This window comes from Anaeromicropila populeti, from assembly GCF_900112775.1.
In the GTDB taxonomy this organism is placed as follows: Bacteria; Bacillota; Clostridia; order Lachnospirales; family Lachnospiraceae; genus Anaeromicropila_A; species Anaeromicropila_A populeti.
The window spans coordinates 1-1,610 of record NZ_FOYZ01000042.1 but is presented as its reverse complement, the minus strand read 5'-3'; the positions used below and the strand labels follow the sequence as shown (position 1 = coordinate 1,610).

Annotated in this window: 2 protein-coding genes; both read right to left on the bottom strand. The window is 38.4% G+C overall.

The features are described 5' to 3' along the window. Positions 1-212 precede the first annotated feature (212 nt). Positions 213-593: a ribonuclease toxin immunity protein CdiI gene (gene cdiI, locus BM305_RS18715; protein ID WP_092564519.1), complete on the bottom strand. Its 381-nt coding sequence runs from the start codon at positions 591-593 to the stop codon at positions 213-215. 9 nt (positions 594-602) lie between these two features. Next, positions 603-1,610, bottom strand: a 1,008-nt coding sequence (locus tag BM305_RS18710) for an EndoU domain-containing protein (protein ID WP_177214817.1), incomplete at its 5' end; no start/stop codon positions are given.

Genomic DNA, 1,610 nt, shown 5'->3' with positions numbered 1-1,610 from the left:
TGTAATTTTCTCAAATAATCTACAACGGAACAATTCACTTTTATCCTGTACGCAGTATTGTACAATTCCTCTGTCAATAAAATGTATGACTTCCAGTTCTTACGCCTGGGGAAATAGGTTCATAGTCCGCCTATTTGTGCAAATAAAACGCAGGATTATAACCTTTCCACTTGTTATAATCCTACAGTTCCAGGCATAATTAAGCTGTTACCTTATAGCTGATATCGTTTTTTTATCATTGATAATCGTTCTTCTACAAAGTCTTTGTCTTCTGGATAATCTTCTAAATATATTTGACAGGCTAGCTTTAGGCTGGTGTAGAACTGCTCATAATCTATAATCACATCGTCTTCATTTAGAAAAAAGAAAACACCTTCTTCAAAATAATCCCCATTTTCTATATCCTCTTCGTCACAACTACTTGCAAAATAATATCCTGTCGCCTCCGTAGAAAAACTAATATCTTGACTCATATATTCTAGGTTTCTTTTAAAATTTCTTTGATAACTTACCATTTCTTCAAAAAAATATATTACAACACCATATTTTTCTTTATCATATGGAAACTTCAAACTAAACTTACTTTCTTTCATTACAACACCTCATTCCTTACTCCACTCTAAAACTGGATAATAGGATCTTAGTTTATTCGTATTAATATCAATCCATCCTTCAAACTTTAATCCATTACTTGCTTCCCCCCTGACGCGTAACTGATTTCTACGAGTCACAACTACTTCTTTTCCTTCTAACGCTTCCCTTGCCCATTGCTTTATGGTTTCATCCGAAATTATAGTTGGATCATATACTGTTTTTATATACGGTTGGCTTAGCCATTCCCCTTCTACAGGCACTCCTTTGTCTATTTTTGCAGCCTTATACTCAATTTCAAAAACGCCATCAATTCCACTTTCTGTTCTGCTGATTTCCTGAATAGGTCGCTGTGTATTCGTATATTCCATAAATGCCTGGTAATTATGCCCTCCTTTAATCCCTCCATGTTTTCTATTAAATCCCTCTACCGTAATCAAATGGGTATCTGCCACTTCGTCAAAGACATCGACTGCTGTGTTGCCTGCTTCCACTGCCTCATCTATATTTTTTCTCGCCACATCCTTGATTTCATCCACATTTTTCGTGACATGACCACCCGCATCGGTGCATTCCTCTACTGTTTTATGACAGGCTTTTAAGGAGAGATAAGGATCTGTTCTGGCAAGGTTGTCTAACTCTGATCCGTATTCTGCAAATGCTTTGGAAAAATCCGTTCCATATCCAGTGTCTAACTGCCACCTGCCACCCTGCTTTAGCTGATCTAGAACGTATAGAAGGTTACTGTAGCCACGACTTCCCACCTGTTTCATTGCCGTACTGGCGGCATCCATAGCATTCTCCAATGCATTTCCTGCCTTCTTTAAGCTTTCCAGCAGGTTCTCACCTATTTTGGCAACCCTTCGTATCTCATACAGCTTTTCTGTGCGTTTTACAAACAGAAGAATTTCATCGGATTTTCCAAGTGCCCCCACAAGCGGAATCAGACCAATGCCGTCTAATGCCGTTTCCCCGAAGTGCTCCCAGGTAGTTTCCCAGGTTATAATATCATGTGTTAA

What these genes read in the sequence shown, in the direction of transcription:
- cdiI (WP_092564519.1), bottom strand. Translation starts at nt 593, where the DNA reads ATGAAAGAAAGTAAGTTTAGTTTGAAGTTTCCATATGATAAAGAAAAA.